Origin of the sequence: Rhodovulum sp. YNF3179, assembly GCF_050586465.1 — a bacterium.
Taxonomy (GTDB): Bacteria; Pseudomonadota; Alphaproteobacteria; order Rhodobacterales; family Rhodobacteraceae; genus CAJXYS01.
Genome location: NZ_JBOCEG010000001.1, coordinates 396,955 through 413,851, shown reverse-complemented (window position 1 = coordinate 413,851; position 16,897 = coordinate 396,955). Strand labels below are relative to the sequence as shown.

General features: G+C 68.1%; 15 protein-coding genes, 1 tRNA gene and 1 riboswitch. Of the genes, 7 read left to right on the top strand and 9 right to left on the bottom strand.

Annotation, left to right across the window (positions count from 1 at the left end; genetic code table 11):
- Positions 1 to 101: 101 nt before the first annotated feature.
- Positions 102 to 629 (top strand): universal stress protein, encoded by a 528-nt coding sequence (locus ACQ5SP_RS02115; protein ID WP_430935937.1) that lies wholly within the window; start codon positions 102 to 104, stop codon positions 627 to 629.
- A 19-nt stretch (positions 630 to 648) separates the two neighbouring features.
- Here ACQ5SP_RS02115 and ACQ5SP_RS02110 read toward each other — a convergent pair.
- Positions 649 to 724, bottom strand: a tRNA-Ala gene (locus tag ACQ5SP_RS02110).
- A gap of 75 nt (positions 725 to 799) precedes the next feature.
- Positions 800 to 1,246 (bottom strand): thioredoxin domain-containing protein, encoded by a 447-nt coding sequence (locus tag ACQ5SP_RS02105; RefSeq protein WP_430935935.1) that lies wholly within the window; start codon positions 1,244 to 1,246, stop codon positions 800 to 802.
- Positions 1,247 to 1,590: 344 nt separating this feature from the next.
- Here ACQ5SP_RS02105 and ACQ5SP_RS02100 point away from each other — a divergent pair, with 344 nt between their 5' ends.
- Positions 1,591 to 2,847 (top strand): DUF2254 domain-containing protein, encoded by a 1,257-nt coding sequence (locus ACQ5SP_RS02100; protein ID WP_430935933.1) that lies wholly within the window; start codon positions 1,591 to 1,593, stop codon positions 2,845 to 2,847.
- Between the two features lie 2 nt (positions 2,848 to 2,849).
- Here the strand turns inward: ACQ5SP_RS02100 and gcvP are convergent, their stop codons facing one another.
- Genes gcvP through gcvT form a run of 3 tightly spaced genes read right to left on the bottom strand, consistent with a single transcriptional unit; the run spans position 2,850 to position 7,231 of the window.
- Positions 2,850 to 5,702, bottom strand: a complete 2,853-nt coding sequence (gene gcvP / locus ACQ5SP_RS02095; protein WP_430935931.1) for an aminomethyl-transferring glycine dehydrogenase — start codon at positions 5,700 to 5,702, stop codon at positions 2,850 to 2,852.
- A gap of 20 nt (positions 5,703 to 5,722) precedes the next feature.
- Positions 5,723 to 6,082 carry a glycine cleavage system protein GcvH gene (gcvH, locus tag ACQ5SP_RS02090; RefSeq protein WP_430935929.1) on the bottom strand — a complete coding sequence of 120 codons (360 nt, stop codon included), beginning with the start codon at positions 6,080 to 6,082 and terminating at the stop codon, positions 5,723 to 5,725.
- A gap of 18 nt (positions 6,083 to 6,100) precedes the next feature.
- Positions 6,101 to 7,231: a glycine cleavage system aminomethyltransferase GcvT gene (gene gcvT, locus ACQ5SP_RS02085; RefSeq protein ID WP_430935927.1), complete on the bottom strand. Its 1,131-nt coding sequence runs from the start codon at positions 7,229 to 7,231 to the stop codon at positions 6,101 to 6,103.
- A 159-nt stretch (positions 7,232 to 7,390) separates the two neighbouring features.
- Positions 7,391 to 7,476, bottom strand: a riboswitch (glycine riboswitch).
- A gap of 73 nt (positions 7,477 to 7,549) precedes the next feature.
- Here gcvT and ACQ5SP_RS02080 point away from each other — a divergent pair.
- Complete coding sequence (locus ACQ5SP_RS02080; protein ID WP_430935925.1) at positions 7,550 to 8,134, top strand: gamma-glutamylcyclotransferase family protein; 585 nt, start codon at positions 7,550 to 7,552, stop codon at positions 8,132 to 8,134.
- A 5-nt stretch (positions 8,135 to 8,139) separates the two neighbouring features.
- On the opposite strand, the gene gltX is transcribed toward ACQ5SP_RS02080, so the two are convergent.
- Positions 8,140 to 9,462, bottom strand: coding sequence for a glutamate--tRNA ligase (gltX, locus tag ACQ5SP_RS02075; RefSeq protein WP_430935923.1), 1,323 nt, complete (start codon positions 9,460 to 9,462; stop codon positions 8,140 to 8,142).
- A gap of 79 nt (positions 9,463 to 9,541) precedes the next feature.
- Here gltX and ACQ5SP_RS02070 point away from each other — a divergent pair, with 79 nt between their 5' ends.
- Entirely contained in the window at positions 9,542 to 9,952 is a 411-nt protein-coding gene (locus ACQ5SP_RS02070; RefSeq protein WP_430935921.1) for a metallopeptidase family protein, read from the top strand.
- A gap of 71 nt (positions 9,953 to 10,023) precedes the next feature.
- Positions 10,024 to 10,446 (top strand): OsmC family protein, encoded by a 423-nt coding sequence (locus tag ACQ5SP_RS02065; RefSeq protein ID WP_430935919.1) that lies wholly within the window; start codon positions 10,024 to 10,026, stop codon positions 10,444 to 10,446.
- A gap of 28 nt (positions 10,447 to 10,474) precedes the next feature.
- Here the strand turns inward: ACQ5SP_RS02065 and ACQ5SP_RS02060 are convergent, their stop codons facing one another.
- A complete protein-coding gene (locus tag ACQ5SP_RS02060; protein WP_430935917.1) occupies positions 10,475 to 12,133 on the bottom strand; it encodes an NAD+ synthase in 1,659 nt (552 codons plus the stop codon).
- Positions 12,134 to 12,254: 121 nt separating this feature from the next.
- Here ACQ5SP_RS02060 and ACQ5SP_RS02055 point away from each other — a divergent pair, with 121 nt between their 5' ends.
- Complete coding sequence (locus tag ACQ5SP_RS02055) at positions 12,255 to 13,793, top strand: MORN repeat-containing protein (protein WP_430935915.1); 1,539 nt, start codon at positions 12,255 to 12,257, stop codon at positions 13,791 to 13,793.
- A 1-nt stretch (position 13,794) separates the two neighbouring features.
- Here ACQ5SP_RS02055 and ACQ5SP_RS02050 read toward each other — a convergent pair whose 3' ends face one another.
- A complete protein-coding gene (locus ACQ5SP_RS02050) occupies positions 13,795 to 15,324 on the bottom strand; it encodes a cryptochrome/photolyase family protein (RefSeq protein WP_430935913.1) in 1,530 nt (509 codons plus the stop codon).
- Positions 15,321 to 15,986 (bottom strand): SDR family NAD(P)-dependent oxidoreductase, encoded by a 666-nt coding sequence (locus tag ACQ5SP_RS02045; RefSeq protein ID WP_430936261.1) that lies wholly within the window; start codon positions 15,984 to 15,986, stop codon positions 15,321 to 15,323. The genes ACQ5SP_RS02050 and ACQ5SP_RS02045 overlap by 4 nt, the downstream gene beginning before the upstream one ends.
- A 65-nt stretch (positions 15,987 to 16,051) precedes the next feature.
- Between ACQ5SP_RS02045 and ACQ5SP_RS02040 the strand changes: the two genes are divergently transcribed.
- Positions 16,052 to 16,846 carry a glutathione S-transferase family protein gene (locus tag ACQ5SP_RS02040; protein WP_430935911.1) on the top strand — a complete coding sequence of 265 codons (795 nt, stop codon included), beginning with the start codon at positions 16,052 to 16,054 and terminating at the stop codon, positions 16,844 to 16,846.
- Positions 16,847 to 16,897: the final 51 nt, after the last annotated feature.

Sequence of the window (16,897 nt, the reverse complement as noted above, 5' to 3'; positions counted from 1 at the left end):
GTTTCGGCCCGGATTGATCTGCCTCAAGGCCCGCCGGAACCCGGCGGGCCTATTTTCGTTTCAGGTCCGGACGCCCGGATCGAAAACGAAGGAGGAGCGAGATGACCCAGAAGATCCTTGTCGCGACCGACGGATCCGACACCGCGCGGAAAGCGGTCGACATGGCCGCCGACATGGCCGCGGCCTTCGACGCGAAGCTGACCGTGCTGCATGTCCTGATGCACGGCCGCGAGGCCGAGGAGATGGACCGCCTCGCCGAAGCCGAACACCTGGTCCGCCACACGGCCGAAAAGACGATGCCCAAGCTCGACGACATGCCGGGATCGATGACCGATCTGTTCCGCCTGACCCAGAGCACCGACGAAACGGCGCGGGTCGTTTCGGCCCTCGGCGACCGGCTTGCGCAGGATGCCGCCGACCGCGCCGAGAGCCGCGGTGCCAAGAATGTGAGCGTCCGGGTTCTGCCGGGCGACTATGCCGAGACGATCCTCGACTCGGCGAAGGATATCGGCGCCGACATGATCGTGATGGGCAGCCGGGGGCTCGGCGGCCTGAAGGGCCTTCTGCTGGGCAGCGTCTCGCACAAGGTGAACCAGCACGCCGACTGCACCGTGGTGACGGTGCGCTGAGATCCTGAGCCAGGTAATCTGGTGGAGCCGAGGGGAATCGAACCCCTGACCTCGTCATTGCGAACGACGCGCTCTCCCAACTGAGCTACGGCCCCGACGGCGCCTGATGTGGCTTTTTTCGCGGGCGGTGTCAAGCGCGCTTGTGGCGGCGCCGCAGGCGCGCCCGCCGGTCATGCGTCGGTCTTCACATGCGCGCGGACGAAGGCCGCGATGCCCGCCGCCGGCATGGCCCCGGCCTTGCGCGCGACCTCGCGCCCGCCCCGGAACAGGATCAGTGCCGGAATGCCCCGGATGCTGTAGCGGATCGCCGCGTCCGGGTGCGACTGGGTATCGATCTTGGCCAGCCGGACCCCGGGCGCGAGCATGTCGCCGGCTTTGGCGAACTCCGGTGCCATCATCCGGCACGGGCCGCACCAGGGCGCCCAGAAATCGACGAGAAGCGGCACGTCGTCGGTCCTGGCGCTTTTCTCGAGGGTCTTGAGATCGAGCTCCCGCACCTTGCCCGCCGTCAGCTTCGTCCCGCAGGTGCCGCATTTGGGGCCTGCCCCCAGCCTGGCCGCGGGAACGCGGTTCACCGTGCCGCAGTCGTGGCAGACCATTTTCATCGCGCCGCTCATCTTGCGCTGCTCCTGCGATTAAATATGTTTGCATGTATATTGTGAAAACACGGCGCAGGTTCAAGCCGTGCAGCACGGAAACGGAGCACGCCATGACGCCTTGGGCCAGGCTCGACACCGCAACGCAGACCCAGCTCAGGCAGGCATACGCGGATGACCGTCCTGCCTGACCGGCACCTGTTCGCTCGAGGCGAAGACGGCGCATTTCGCCGCGTGGCTGGCCGAGCGCGGGATCCACTTCGACGCGGCCGACCTGAAACGCCGCTGACGCACGGGGCTGGACCCGGACCCGGGAAACCGCCAGACTCCGTCACGTCCCATCGGAACGGCCAAGGGCGGACCCCGTGTTCTCGAAGACCTTCTGGCGCCTGCTGCGTCTCTCTCGCCAACTCGGGGTGCGGATCACCCTGATCGCGGTCCTCGCGATCGTCGCGGCCGGGGCTGCGGCCGTGATCGATCCGCTGATCCCGGACCGGCTTGTGGAGCGGCTCGGACCGGAGTCGGTGATGCCGATCCTCGACATTCTCTCCACCAGCATGCTGGCCGTGACCACCTTTTCGCTCAGCGTCATGGTCTCGGTCCACCGGTCGGCCTCGTCGCAGGTGACGCCGCGCTCGCATCGCGTCCTGCTCGAGGACACGACCACGCAGACCGTGCTGGCCACCTTCATCGGGGCCTTCATCTTCGCCTTGGTTGCGAGCATTCTCTTCCGGGCCGGGGTCTACGAGGGCGGCGCGTCTGTCGTGGTCTTCGCGGTCACCGTCGGGGTCGTGGGCCTCGTCATCCTGGCGATCCTTCGATGGATCGACCATCTCTCGGATCTCGGCAGCATGGACGAGATGATCCGCGTGGTCGAAAGGCGCGCCGAAAACAGCCTGCTGTTCTGGCGCAAGCCCCCGCATCTGGGCGGCAGCCCGCTCGATGACGGGATCGACGCGATCCCTTCCGACAGCGCGGCTGTCCCGGCGGACGCAACGGGATACGTCCAGTTCATCGACATGGCAGCGCTGAGCCATGCCGCGGAAGCCGACGATCTCGACATCTATGTCAGCGCCCCGCCGGGCCATTTCGTGCTCACGGACGGGCCGGTCGCGCATATCGTGGGCACCCCGTCCGACATCGAGAAGACGTCCGCGCGTATCGCGCAGGCCTTCACCATCGCGGACGTCCGCAGCTTCGAGCAGGATGCGCGTTTCGGCTTCGTGGTTCTGGCAGAGGTGGCGACACGGGCCCTGTCCCCCGGCATCAACGACCAGGGCACGGCGATCGACGTGATCGGACGGCTGGAGCGGCTGCTCTGGCGTTTCGGCGCCGAGGTGGAGCCGGACGAGGATATCCGGCATCCGCGGGTCTGGGTGCCCCCGACGCGGGCCGCCGACCTGATGCACGACGCCTACGCGGCGATCGCGCGCGACGGCGCCGCGAAGATCGAGATCGCGATCCGCCTGCAGCAGGCCCTTGCGCGGCTCCAGAAGGCGCAGGACACACGGCTTCGGACGGCGGCGCGGGACATGGCGGAGACGGCCCATGCCTATGCCGAGGGCGCGCTGCCGCTGGCGGCGGAACGCGAGGCGCTCCGCCGGATGCGCGGCCTCGGCTGAGCCTATTCGGCCGCTTCGGCGTAGCTCTCGACCGGCGGACAGGTGCAGACGAGGTGACGGTCGCCATAGACGTTGTCGACCCGACCGACCGGCGCCCAGTACTTGTCGACCCGGAAGGAGCCCGACGGGAAACACCCCTGCTCGCGGCTGTAGGGCCGATCCCAGTCACCGACGAGATCCTCGACAGTGTGCGGCGCGTTCTTGAGCGGGTTGTTCTCGCGGTCCAGGCGCCCTTCCTCGATGGCGCAGATTTCCTCGCGGATGCCGAGCATCGCGTCGCAGAAGCGGTCCAGCTCGGCCTTGGTCTCGGACTCGGTCGGCTCGATCATCAGCGTGCCGGCGACGGGCCAGCTCATCGTCGGCGCGTGGAAACCGCAATCGACGAGCCGCTTGGCAATGTCGTCGACGGTCACGCCGGCCGACTCGGCGAAGGGCCGCGTGTCGATGATGCATTCATGCGCCACGCGCCCGCCCGGACCGCTGAACAGCACGTCATAGGCGCCGCGCAGCCGGGCCGCGATATAGTTGGCGTTCAGGATCGCGACCTTGGTCGCCTGGGTCAGCCCCGCGCCCCCCATCATCAGCACGTAGGCCCAGGAAATCGGCAGGATCGACGCCGACCCGAAGGCCGCCGCGGCGACCGGCCCCTCGCCGACACCGGACAGCGGATCGCCCGGGAGATAGGGCGCGAGATGGGCCCTGACCCCGATCGGCCCCATGCCCGGCCCGCCACCGCCATGCGGAATGCAGAAGGTCTTGTGCAGGTTCAGGTGGCTCACGTCGGACCCGATCTCGCCGGGCTTGGCCAGCCCGACCAGCGCGTTCAGGTTCGCACCGTCCATGTAGACCTGTCCGCCATGCTCATGGGTGATCTCGCAGACCTCGCGCACCGTCTCCTCGAAGACGCCGTGGGTCGAGGGATAGGTGATCATGCAGGCCGCGAGATTCTCGCCGGCGGCCTCGGCCTTGGCGCGAAAATCCTCGACGTCGATATCGCCGTTCTCGGCCGATTTCACGACCACGACGTCCATCCCGACCATGTGCGCCGAGGCCGGGTTCGTCCCGTGCGCCGAGGTCGGGATCAGGCAGACGTTCCGATGCGACTCGCCCCGCGCCCGGTGGTAGGCGGCAATGGTCAGAAGCCCCGCATACTCCCCCTGCGCGCCGGAATTGGGTTGCATCGACATCGCGTCGTAGCCGGTGATGGTGCAGAGCTTGTCCGAGAGATCGTTGATCATCTCGAGATAGCCTTCCATCTGGTCGGCCGGCGCATAGGGATGCGGCAGCGAGAACTCGCGCCAGCTGACCGGCATCATCTCGGCCGCGGCGTTCAGCTTCATGGTGCAGCTGCCCAGCGGGATCATGGCACGGTCGAGCGCGAGATCACGGTCGGCGAGCCGCCGCATGTAGCGCATCATCTCCGTCTCGGCCCGGTTCATGTGGAAGACGGGATGGGTCAGGAAGTCGCTGTTCCGCAGCAGGCCCTCGGGCAGCCGGTATTCCGGCGACAGATCGTCGTCGGAGCGGTGCAGCCCGAAAGCCCGCCAGACGGCCTCGATATCGGCCGGGCGGGTCCGCTCGTCGAGCGTGATGCCGATCCGGGTCGCACCGACCCTGCGCAGGTTGATGCCCTCCTCGCGGGCCGACTTGAGCAACACCTCCTGCATCGGCCCCACATCCACGGTGATCGTGTCGAAGAAGGTTTCGGGTTCGATCTTCAACCCGATACTCTCGAGCCCCCGGGCCAGGCGGACGGTCTTCCGATGGATGCGCTGCGCGATCGCCTTCAGGCCCTCGGGGCCGTGGAAGACGGCGTAGAAGCTCGCCATCACCGCCAGAAGCGCCTGCGCCGTGCACACGTTGGAGGTCGCCTTCTCACGGCGGATATGCTGCTCGCGCGTCTGCAGCGCGAGGCGATAGGCGCGGTTGCCGTGGCTGTCGACCGAGACACCGACCAGCCGGCCCGGAATCGCCCGCTTGTAGGCATCCTTGGTCGCCAGGTAGGCGGCGTGCGGCCCGCCATAGCCGACCGGCACGCCGAAGCGCTGCGTGGACCCGACCGCGATATCGGCTCCCATCGCGCCGGGTTCCTTCAGCAGCGTCAACGCCAGGGGGTCGGCCACGACGATGCCGATGGCCTTCTCGGCATGCAGCGCCGCGATCTGGTCGCTGAAATCGGAGAGATGGCCATGGGTGCCCGGATACTGGAAGATCGCGCCGAAGACCTTGCCGGCCTCCAGGTCGGCCGCCGGGTCGCCCACGATCACCTCGATGCCCAGCGGCGCGGCGCGGGTCTGCATCACGGCGATGTTCTGCGGGTGACAGTTCTCGTCGACGAAAAAGGCCTTCAGTTTCGACTTGGCCACGCGCTGGGCCATGGTCATGGCCTCGGCGCAGGCCGTCGCCTCGTCGAGCAGCGACGCGTTGGCGATCTCGAGCCCGGTGAGGTCGGAGATCATCGTCTGGTAGTTCAGCAGCGCTTCCAGCCGGCCCTGGCTGATTTCGGGCTGGTAGGGCGTGTAGGCCGTGTACCAGGCCGGGTTTTCAAGCACGTTGCGCTGTATCACCGGCGGCGTGACCGTGCCGTGATAGCCCTGCCCGATCAGCGAAGTCAGGACCCGGTTCTTCGAGGCCGTGATCCGCATGTTGTGAAGCATCTCGCGCTCCGACTGCGGGCGGCCCCAGTCGAGGCTGTCCTTCTGGCGGATGCTCGCCGGGACCGTCTTGTCGATCAGGTCGTCGAGATCCTCGACCCCGATGGCGGCGAACATCTCGGCCATTTCGGCCGGCGACGGCCCGATATGGCGGCGATTGGCGAAATCATAGGGCAGGTAGTCCGTCGGCGTGAAGGTCATGCGCGCACTCCGTGGCGATGTCAGTCGATGAGTTCCTTGTAGGCGTCCTCGTCCATGAAGGCGTCGAGGGCTTCCATGTCCTCCACCTTCATCTTGAAGAACCACGCGGCCCCGAGCGGGTCTTCGTTGACCAGCGCCGGTTTGTCGACGAGCTCCTCGTTGACGGCGACGATCTCGCCATCGACCGGCGCGAGGATGTCCGAGGCTGCCTTGACGCTCTCGATCACGACCGCGTCGTCGCCCTTCGCGACCTTGGTGCCCTCCTCGGGCAGTTCGACGAACACGACGTCACCCAGCTGGGTCGAGGCGTGCTCGGTGATGCCGACGACGACAAGATCGTCCTCGACGCGGAGCCATTCGTGATCTTCGGTGTATTTCATGGGGGACACTCCCGTTGGTCAGCGTTTGTAGGTTGCGGGTCGGAAGGGCATCGCGGCCACGGTCGCCGGACGGCGCCGTCCGCGCACCTCGCCGAAGACCTGCGTGCCCTCGGCGGAAAGCTCGGTGGGCAGGTAGCCCATGGACATCGGCTTCTCGATGCTGGGGCCGAACGCCCCGGAGGTGACGTGGCCGATCGGCTGGCCGCCCTCGGCATCGGCGAAAAGCCGCGTGCCCTCGCGCATCGGCGCGCGGCCGTCGGGCAGCAGGCCGACGCGGCGGCGGGCGGTGCCCGTCTCAAGCTCGGCCAGGATACGCTCGGCGCCCGGGAAGCCGCCTGCGCGGTCCCCGTCCTTGCGGCGCACCTTCTGGATGGCCCAGTCGAGCGACGCCTCGACCGGCGAGGTCGTCTCGTCGATGTCGTTGCCGTAAAGGCAGAGCCCGGCCTCGAGCCGGAGGGAGTCGCGGGCCCCGAGCCCGATCGGCGCGACCTCGTCCATGTCCAGGAGCGCACGCGCGAAGGCCGGGGCCGCATCCGCCGCAACGGACACCTCGAAACCGTCCTCGCCCGTGTAGCCCGAGCGCGAGACCCAGACCTCCCCGTCGGGGCCGTCCAGAACGGCTATGTCCATGAATTTCATCTCCGCCACGCCCGGCACCAGCCGTCCCAGCGCGGCCTCCGCCGCGGGACCCTGCAGCGCCAGCAGCGCGCGGTCTGTCACCGGCACCACGGCGCAGTCCGCGCCGAGGCGTTCCTGCATCAGCGCGATGTCGGCCGCCTTGCAGGCCGCGTTCACGACGAGAAACAGATGGTCGCCCCGGTGGGCGATCATCAGGTCGTCGAGGATGCCGCCGGCCGCGTTCGTGAAAAAGCCGTAGCGCTGGCGGTTCTCCTTGAGCCCCAGGACGCTGACCGGCACCAGGGTTTCCAGCGCACGCGCCGCATCCGCCATGTCGCCGGAGGCCGACCGCAGGATCACCTGCCCCATGTGGCTGACATCGAAAAGCCCCGCCGCGGAACGGGTATGCAGATGTTCCTTCATCACGCCCATGGGATACTGAACCGGCATCTCGTATCCGGCGAAGGGCACCATCTTGCCCCCCAGTTCCATGTGCAGATCGTAGAGCGCCGTGCGCTTCAGTTCGGACAAACCCGTCTCCCGTGTCAACGCCGGCGTCCTGCGGGAAAACGTCGGCACCGCGTCAGGGCGGCCCACTGGCGGCCACCGGCGATGCCCCCTCTGTCCTTCCGCCTGAGATCGTTATCCCTTCGGCGCCCCGGACCAGGTCCGGGATCTCTCCAGAGTGTCGTGCCGGATTCGGTCCTGTCGCCTGAGAGTTTCCGGGGCGGTTGCTCCTTCGGCACCGGCAGAGCCGGTTCTCCCGTATCCAACAACTGCGATGGTAGACCAAGCCCCGCCGGCGGGCAACACCTTGCACCGGGAATTCGCCGGAGGCACATAGAGGCCATGACCCGCCCTGTTCGAAATCCGGATCCGTTCTTCTTCGGCTACGGATCGCTCGTGAACCGCAAGACCCACGACTACCCGACCGCCCTGCCCGCCCGCGCCCGGGGCTGGCGGCGCGTCTGGCGCCACACCAGCCGGCGCCCCGCCGCCTTCCTTTCCGTCCGCGAAGCGCCGGGCCACCAGATCGAGGGCCTGGTCGCGGCCGTTCCGAGCGGCGACTGGGCCGCGCTCGACGCGCGCGAGGCCGCTTACGACCGGCTGCCGCTGGCCGCACCCGATGTCGCGCATGATCACCCGCACCCCATCACGGTGTCGATCTACCGAACCAGCCCCGCGCATGAGGCGCCAGAGGCCGCCCATCCGATCCTACTGAGCTATCTCGACTGCGTCGTGCAGGGCTTCCTGCATGTCTTCGGCGAGGCGGGCGCGGACCGTTTCTTCGAGACGACCGACGGTTGGGACGGAACGATTCTCGACGACCGGGCCGCGCCGCGATATCCGCGCCACGTGGACCTGACGGCGTTCGAGCGCGACTTCGTGGACGACCGGCTGGCCCGGCTGCCCGCGCGGATCATCCGCGGCTGAGCCGCTCAGTCCTTGGCCCGGACCTTCTGCAGGAGCGGCATGACCTTCGACATGTCCGGCCCGTGCGCGCGCCCCGTGAGCGCCTTGCGCAGGGGCATGAACAGCCCCTTGCCCTTGCGGCCGGTCGCGTCCTTCACCGCGGCGGTCCATTCCGACCAGGTCGCGTCCGTGTAGGGCGGGTCGGGCAACAGCCCCATCGCCTGCGCGACGAAATCGCGATCTTCCTCGGCGATGTCGGGCGCGGCCCCGTCGCGGTAGAGCGCCCACCAGCCCCCGAGATCGTCCAGCACGGTGATGTTCTCGCGGGTGACCTCCCAGAACCGCGGGGCGATTTCCTCTGGCACGCCGAGCACGGCGATCCGGTCCGCGACCGCCGCGTAGGGCAGGCTCGCCAGGTAGCGCGCGGTGAGCGGGAACAGATCGTTGACGTCGAACTTGGTCGGCGCGGCGGAAAAGCGCGAAATGTCGAAGCCCTCGACGAGATCGTCCACCGATCCCCGCAGCTCCACCGGATCGGCAGAGCCGATCCGTGCGAGCAGCGACAGCAGCGCCATCGGCTCGACCCCCTGGGCGCGCAGGTCGCGCAGGCTGAGCGTGCCCAGCCGCTTCGACAGCGCCTCGCCCTGCGGTCCGGTCAGCAGCGAATGATGCGCGAAGTCCGGCGCCGTGCCGCCGAGCGCGCCGATGATCTGGATCTGCGTCGCGGTATTGGTGACGTGGTCGGAGCCGCGCACCACATGCGTGATCCCCATTTCGGTGTCGTCCACCACCGAGGCCAGCGTGTAGAGCACCTGGCCGTCGCCCCGGATCAGCACCGGGTCGGACACGCTGGCCGCGTCGATCGAGACCTCGCCCAGAATGCCGTCCACCCACTCGATCCGTTCATGGTCGAGCTTGAAGCGCCAGTGCGGCGCCCGATCCTCGCGCAGCGCCGCCTTCTCGGCCTCGGACAGCTTCAGCGCCGAGCGGTCATAGACCGGCGGGCGGCCCATGTTGAGCTGCTTCTTGCGCTTCAGGTCCAGTTCGGACGGGGTCTCGAAACACTCGTAGAGCCGCCCGTCGGCGCGCATCCGGTCCGCGGCCTCGGCATAGCGGTCGAGCCGTTCGGACTGCCGCTCCACCCGGTCCCAGCCCAGCCCCAGCCATTCCAGGTCTTCCTTGATGGCGTCGACATAGGCCTGCTTCGACCGCTCGGGATCGGTGTCGTCGAGCCGCAGGATGAAGGTGCCCCCCGATTTCCGCGCGATCAGGAAGTTGAAGAGCGCGGTGCGCAGGTTGCCGACATGCAGATAGCCGGTGGGGGACGGGGCGAAACGGGTCACGGTCATGGGCAGTCTCCTTGGCGCCTGCTCTTTCACAAGCCGCCTGTTTTGTCCATATCCACGGGGAGGCGACAGGAGACCCCGCATGCCGTTGCACTGGAAAGACCGCACCGCCGCCACCGCCGACGAGATCGCCGAGATGGCCCGCGCCGCCGCGGATGCGCTGCCGCCGCCTTTCCGGGACGGGGCCGCGGCGGTGGCCATCCGCGTCGCGGACTTCCCCGCCGACGACATGCTGGCCGAGCTCGGCATCCGGGATCCGTTCGAGCTGACGGGACTCTATGACGGCATACCGATGACCGAGAAATCGGTGCTCGACCAGCCACAGGGGCCCGACACGGTCTGGCTGTTCCGCCGCCCCATCCTCGACGAATGGGCGCATCGCGGCGACGTGGCGCTGGATGCCCTGGTCGCGCATGTTCTGGTCCACGAGATGGCGCATCACTTCGGCTGGTCCGACGACGACATCGCCGCCATAGACCGCTGGTGGGAATAGCCGGGATGGACCCATTCCCGCCCCGCTGCGTTGGGCACCGACACACCCCAACGCACCCAGGAGGATACAGCATGAAACGCAAGGGTTCCGCCGTCTGGAAAGGCGAACTGAAAAGCGGCCGCGGGCGCCTCTCGACCGAGAGCGGCGCGCTCGACGGCGTATCCTACGGCTTCGAGAACCGCTTCGGGACCGCGCCCGGCACCAACCCCGAAGAGCTGATCGGCGCCGCCCATGCGGGCTGTTATTCCATGGCGTTGTCGATGATCCTGGGCGCGCGCGGCCTGACGCCCGAGATGATCGCCACCGACGCCGAGGTGACGCTGGCGCAGGTTGAGGACGGGTTCGCGATCACGGCCGTGCATCTCGACGTCACCGCCAAGGTCCCGGGCGCCTCGGAGGCCGATTTCCAGGAAGCGGCCGACAGTGCCAAGACCGGGTGCCCGGTGTCGAAGCTGCTGACCGCCGACATCACGCTCGACGCCCGTCTCGGATAACGCCGCCGCGGGATGCGGGCGGCGCGCTTCAGCCGCCGTCGCGCCAGCGGTTGACGACCGGGTACCGCCGGTCGAGCCAGAAGGCGCGCTCGGTCAGGCGGGTGCCCGGCGCGGCCTGGAACCGCTTGTATTCCGAGATGTAGACGAGATGCTCGATGCGCTTGACCGTCGCGCGGTCGAACCCGGCGGCGACGATCTCGTCGACCGACCGCTCCTCGTCGACCAGCATCTCGAGGATACGGTCGAGCGCGTCATAGGGCGGCAGGCTGTCCTCGTCCTTCTGGTCGGCGCGCAGCTCCGCCGAGGGCGGCTTGTCGATCACGCGCGGCGGTATCACCGTGCCGTCGGGGCCTTTCATCCAGTCGCGGTGATTGGCGTTGCGCCAGCGACAGGTCTCGAAGACGCGGGTCTTGTAGAGATCCTTGATCGGGTTGTAGCCGCCGGCCATGTCGCCGTAGATCGTGGCGTAGCCGACCGCGACCTCGGACTTGTTGCCGGTCGTCAGCAGCATTTCGCCGAACTTGTTCGAGAGCGCCATCAGAAGCAGCCCGCGCAGGCGCGACTGGATGTTCTCCTCGGTCACGTCCTCGTCGCGGCCGGCGAAAAGCGGTGCCAGCGTCTCGGTGACCGCGGCGCGGCCCTTGTCGATCGGCACCGTGTCGCAGCGGCATCCCAGCGCCGCCGCCACGGCGGCCGCGTCCTCCAGCGACGCGGGCGAGGTGTATTCCGAGGGCAGCATCACGCAGCGCACGTTCTCCGCCCCGATGGCATCAACGGCGATGGTCGCCACCAGCGCGCTGTCGACACCGCCCGAAAGCCCGAGAAGAACCTTGTCGAACCCGGATTTCCGAAGGTAGTCGCGCAGCGTCTCGACCATGACGCGGTAGTCGGCCTCCCACGCGTCCGGCAGCGGCGCCAGCGCGCCCGGCACCGCCCGCCAGCCGTCGGCGGTCTGCTCGAAATCCACATGGGTCAGCGCCTCCTCGAGCGGGGGCATCTGCACCGCCAGCCGTCCGCCGGGGTTCAAAACGAACGTGCCCCCGTCGAACATCTGGTCGTCCTGCCCGCCAACGAGGTTCAGGTAGACGAGCGGCAGTCCGGTCTCGATCACCCGCGCCACCATCAGCCCGGTGCGCGTATCGTGCTTGCGGCGGTGATAGGGCGACCCGTTCGGCACCAGCAGGAGCTCGGCGCCGGTTTCTTCCAGCGCCTCGCAGACATCCTCGAACCAGGCGTCTTCGCAAATCGGCGTCCCGATCCGCAACGGGCCGACGCGGTAGGGTCCGTTGATCGGCCCGGAGTCGTAGATCCGCTTCTCGTCGAAAACCCCGCTATTGGGCAGGATGTGCTTGAATATCCGCGCCACCACGCGGCCGCCTTCGAGGATATGGTAGGCGTTGTAGAGGTGCCCGTCCCCCGAGAACGGCCCCCCGATCCCGATCACCGGCCCGTCGGCGCAGTCGGCCGCCAGCCGGTCGATCGCATCCATGGCCTGGCGCGCGAAGGCAGGGCGACGAACGAGGTCCTGGGGCTGGTAGCCGGTGATGAACATCTCGGGCAGCGCCAGCATGTCGGCCCCGGCGGCGCTGGCCTCGGCATGCGCGGCGCGCGCCTTGGCGGCGTTCTCCTCGAAGGCGCCGAGCGTCGGGTTAAGCTGCGCCAAGGTCAGGCGGAATGTCGCTGACATGGGATGTCCTCTCGGGCCCTGCGGATCGGGCAGACTCTTTAGCAGAACCCGCGCCGGGGGAAAGGGCCGTCTCGTGAAAAGCGTTGTCTCCGCATGACCGCTCAAGTAGGTTTTGGCCCACATGGATCAACAACGCGCAGCAATCGCGGACCAGGGGGCACACGTGCATCATCCCAAGACCGGCGCAGGCGGCGCGCCGATACATTTCCGGGGCGCCACGGTCGCAATCGCATTGGCCCTGTCGGCCGGCCCGGCCGCCGCGCAGGCCGATGGCGAGGTCATCACCAAGCAGTATGACGACGGCGGCATCTACGAGGGCACCTTCCGGAACGGCAAGCAGCACGGCACCGGCACCTACCGCCTGCCGAACGGCTACGAATACAGCGGCGAGTGGGTCGATGGAGAGATCCGCGGACAGGGGATCGCGCGGTTTCCCGACGGCTCGGTCTACGAGGGCAGCTTCGCCGAGGGCAAGCCGCACGGGTTCGGGCAGATCACCTTTCCCGACGGCGGCATCTACGAAGGCGACTGGGCCGAGGGAAAGATCACCGGCAAGGGCGTGGCGATCTATGCCAACGGGGTGCGCTACGAGGGCGAGTTCCAGAACGCGCTCCACCACGGCTTCGGCGTGATGCGCAGCCCCAATGGCTATGTCTACGAGGGCACCTGGAGCCGCGGCGTCAAGGAAGGTCGCGGCACCATCACCTACCCCGACGGCGCGGTCTACGAGGGCGAGATCGCGCAGGGCGTCCGCGAAGGCCAGGGCACGCTGGTCATGCCCGACGGCCTGGAATATGTCGGCGCCTGGAAGAACGGGCAGATCAACGGGTTCGGCACGCTGACCCAGCCCAACGGCGACGTCTACGAAGGCACGCTCGTCGACGGGCAGCGCCACGGCAACGGCACGGTCCGCTACGCTAACGGCGATGTCTACGAAGGCGAGTTCCGCAACGACAAGCGCCATGGCCAGGGCACCTTCCGCGGCACCGACGGGTATGTCTACACCGGCGAATGGGCCCAGGGTCGGATCGAGGGGATGGGCACGGTCACCTATCCGGACGGATCGGTCTACGAGGGCGCATTCCGCAACGACCTCGCCCATGGCGAGGGGCGGATCGTCTACGCGGACGGCTCCTCCTACGAGGGCCAGTGGGTCGAGGGCGTGATCGAGGGCAAGGGCCGCGCGGAATACGCCAACGGGCTCGTCTACGAGGGTGAATTCCGCGATGCCAAGAACCATGGCCAGGGCACGATGACCTACACCGACGGCTACAAGTACGTCGGGGAATGGAAAGAGGGCCAGCGGGACGGCCAGGGCGTCGCCACCTATGCGGACGGCACCGTCTATACCGGCCAGTTTCGCGACGGCCAGCGCCACGGGCGCGGGACCATCGTCATGCCCGACGGGTTCGAATACAGCGGCGCGTGGCGCGACGGCGAGATCCACGGGCAGGGCACCGCGAAATACGCCAATGGCGACGTCTATGAAGGCATGTTCGTCGAGGGCAAGCGCCAGGGCCAGGGCGTGATGACCTACGCCTCGGGCGAAGTCTACGACGGCCAATGGATCGACGGCCGCGAGGCCGCCGGCGACGGCGACGGGGCCACCCCGGCCGAGACGCCGGCGGTGGACGACGCCGCGGCCGCGGGAACCGAGTGACCTAGACCGTCTCGCCCGCGTCGAGCCGGGCGAGCCAGTCCCCGGCCTCGGACAGGATCGTGCGACGGCGCGCGTCGTCCATGCGGTCCCAGGTTCGGTACATCTGGGCCATGCGCGGATTGCGCGCGAACCGCGCGCGGTGGCGATCGAGGAAATGCCAGTAAAGCAGGTTGAAGGGGCAGGCCCCGGGGCCCGTCTTGTCCTTTACCTTGTAGGCGCAGCCCCGGCAGTAGTCCGACATTTTCGAGATGTAGTTGCCCGAAGAGACATAGGGCTTCGACCCCACCACGCCGCCATCGGCGAACTGGCTCATGCCGATGGTGTTGGGCGCCTCGACCCATTCGAAGGCGTCGGCGTAGACGGCGAGATACCATTCGTGCACCCGGGCGGGATCGATCCCCGCGAGCAGGGCGAAATTGCCGGTCACCATCAGCCGCTGGATGTGATGCGCATAGGCATCCTCGCGCGTCTGGGCGACGGTGTGGGCGATGCAGTTCATCCGCGTCTCGGCGCCCCAGAAGAAGGCGGGCAGGTCCCGGTCGTGGCCCAGCACGTTGGAGGCCGTGTAGTCGGGCCCCTGCAGCATGTAGATGCCGCGCACGAATTCGCGCCAGCCGATGATCTGGCGGATGAACCCCTCGGCGGCGTTGATCGGCACATCCCCGGCCTGCCAGGCCTCCTCGACCGCGCGGCAGACCTCGAGCGGGTCGAGAAGGCCGATATTCAGATACGGCGAGATCACCGCGTGGTAGAGCGTCCGACTGCTTTCCAGCATGGCGTCCTGGTAGTCCCCGAAGCGCGGCAGCGCCTCTGAGACGAAATGCGCCAGCGCGCGGCGGGCCTGGCCGGGCTCGGTCGCGAAAGCGAACGGGCGCAGATCCCCGAAATTGCCGCCGAACCGTGCCGCGACCAGGTCGAGCACCTCTTCGACGGCCGCGTCCGGGGTGAATTGCATCGGACCGCCATACGCCACCTCGCCGGGCGCGGGCTTGCGGTTCTCGTGGTCATAGTTCCACTGACCGCCGGCGGGCTGGCCGTCCTCCATCAAGAGGCCGGTCTTGCGCCGCATCTCGCGATAGAAGAACTCCATCCGGAGGCTCTTGCGGCCCTCGGCCCAGCGCGCGAACTCGGCGCTGGAACAGACAAAGCGGTCATCGGGCAGCTGGCGCACCGTCAGCGGCAGCGCATCCAGCAGCTGGATGAGCCGCCATTCGCCGGGCTCGGTCGCCAGCACCTCGCCCGCGCGGTGTTCCTCGGCCCGGCGCAGCAGCTCGCCCGCGATGCTGCCGGTGTTTTCCGGATCGTCGAGGCGGGTATAGGCGACGTGCCACCCGTCATGGCGCAGGCGCTCGGCATGCTTGCGCATGGCCGCCAGGACCAGCGCGATCTTCTTGGGATGGTGCGGGACGTAGCCGGCCTCGTCGGCCACTTCGGCCATGACCACGACATCGCGGTCCTTGTCCGCCGCCTTCAGCGCGGCGACGCCCGGCGACAGCTGGTCGCCCAGCACCAGGACGAGACGCGGAGTCACCACTCCACTCGCTTGCCGGCCCAGTCGAAGAACAGCCCGGTCTCGGCGGGGGTCAGCCCGTCGATGACACCAAGCAGGTGCCGCGCGGCCTGGTCGGGCGTCACGGTCGGATGGTTGCCCGCGTACTTGGCGGTGAGGGGCGTCTCGACCGTGCCGGGGTGAAGCGCCACGCAGATCGACTGGCGATGGCTGCGGGCCAGTTCGATCGCCGCGCCATGCACGAACTGGTTCAGCGCCGCCTTCGCCATCCGGTAGGCGTACCAGCCGCCCCGCCGGTTGTCGCCGATGGAGCCGACCCGCGCCGAAAGCGCGGCGAAGACGGCCAGGCGGTCGCGCGGCAGAAGCCGGGCGGCGTGCTTCATGATCAAGGCCGGGCCCATGGCGTTCACCGCGAACTGCTCCATGAAGCCCGGGGCCGACACCTGCCGCAGGGCCTTTTCGGGCGCGTGCCCGTTGATCTCGAGCGCGCCGGTGGCGACGAAGACCAGGTCATAGGGGCCGTCGAGCCCGCCGAGCACCGTCTCGACCGACTGCTCGTCCGTCACGTCGAGCCCGTCACGGCTGCGCGAAAGGGGGGTGACGCTGACGCCGCGGGCCGCGAGCGCCTTGCAAAGGGCCTGCCCGATACCACCGGAGGCGCCGATCACCAGAGCGTTTTCAATAACCATGCGTGGCAGATATCCTGCCCGGGCCACCCGTCAAACAGCTATCGCGCAGGAAACCCCTCATGAAACGGCCGATCATCTACCACATTCCCGTCTGCCCCTTCTCGCAACGGGTCGAGATCCTGCTGGACTTGAAGGGACTCGGGGATGCGGTGGACTACCACGTGGTGGACATCACGCGGCCCCGTCCGGCATGGCTGCTCGAGAAATCGCGCGGCACCACCGCCCTGCCGATCCTCGAGACCGAAGACGGCCGCATTCTCAAGGAAAGCCTCGTCATCATGCGATATGTCGAGGAACGCTTCGCGGCACCGCAGATCACCCGGAGCGACCCGTTCGAACGTGCCGTCGAGCGCCTCGTCATGTCACGAGAGGGACCGTTCGGCATGGCAGGATACCGGTTCGTCATGAACCGCGACCGCGCGCGCACGGCCGAACTGCGCGACGCGCTGCTTGCCGAATACGCCTGGCTCGACGACGCGCTGCGCCACCATAACCCCGATGGCACCTGGCTTTTCGACCGCTTCGGACTGGCGGAACTGGTCTACACGCCGCTGATGATGCGCTTCTGGTTCCTGGAGTATTACGAGGATTTCACGCTGCCGGATGGTCCCGGTTTCGCCCGCGTGCGGCGCTGGCAGGAGGCCTGTCGCACCCACCCCGCCGCGCAGCAGGTCGGGTTCGAGCGGATCGTGAAGCTCTACTACGATTACGCCGTGGGCGCCGGCAACGGCGTGCTGCCCGAGGGCCGCGCGCGGTCGAGTTTCGTGTTCGACCCCGACTGGCCGGCCAGGCCGATGCCCCCGCGTGACAAATACGACCGTATCGCCGGCGACGCGGAACTCGGGCTGGTCTGAAAAAACGGGGTTTTCCTCGCCGCATGAAGGCGTATAGTGCGGCCCCATGAC